This window comes from Oleiphilus sp. HI0125, assembly GCF_001635355.1.
In genome coordinates this window covers 1-963 of the sequence record NZ_LWGF01000997.1, presented here as the reverse complement: position 1 = coordinate 963, position 963 = coordinate 1, and the positions used below count along the sequence as shown (strand labels likewise).

The 963-nt window shown below is 44.8% G+C and carries 1 protein-coding gene; it reads left to right on the top strand.

Annotated elements, in window-relative coordinates; translation table 11 throughout:
• The coding region (locus A3762_RS17125; protein WP_255375061.1) for a pilus assembly protein at positions 1-963 on the top strand (963 nt) is incomplete at both ends.

Genomic DNA, 963 nt, shown 5'->3' with positions numbered 1-963 from the left:
ATGTGCCTAATTTGGTCTACTCAAGCGTTGCGGGTGAAGGATTGCACTATCTAACAGACCCTAACTATGCGCATCAGTATTACGTAGATTTGACGCCAGTAGCGCAAGACGTCTATACAAAAGGCAATTCTGCAGATGTGTCACGTGACTGGCGAACTGTTCTAGTTGGTGGCCTGCGTGCTGGTGGTAAAGGCTTATTTGCACTGGATGTGACTAACCCAGATGACTTTACAGATTTAGCGACGAATGCTGCTAATACTGTAATGTGGGAATTCACTGAAAGTGATGATGCAAATCTAGGTTTCTTGACGACTGCTCCATTAATCTCATTGATGAATAACGGCAAATGGGCGGTGATCTTTGGTAATGGCTATGAGTCAACCAATGGTCGTGCAGCACTCATGATCTTGTATATCGAAGAGGGTCTTGATGGGTGGGCTGCAACCGACAAAGTTGTGATCGATACAGGTTTAGGTACATCGCTTGATAAAAATGGTTTATCTGGTGTGACAGCTGTTGACTTGAATGGAGATCAGATTCCAGACCGTATTTATGGTGGTGATATTAAAGGCAATATGTGGGCCTTTGATGTAAGCAATACGGATGCAAGCAAGTGGGGCTCTGCTTATAAATCTGGCACAACACCAAAGCCTTTATTCTCAGCAAAAGATAGTAATGGTGCGGCGCAGCCTATTACGGCGGCCCCTAGTTTGGCATTGAACAGTGCGCAAGCCAATAAAGGTTTCTCGCCAAATGCTTTAGTTACTTTTGGTACTGGTCAGTATTTAGTAGATGGCGATCAAGCGAATGTGAATGTCCAAAGCTATTACACCATCTGGGATAGCGGAACTGAACAAGAGCTAGTCCGTACAGATCTAGCGGCTAGAACCTTTACGGAAACGGATGAGGTGAAGTCACTCACTGGTACAGACGTGAACTGGGATAATGATGAAGGTTGGTATA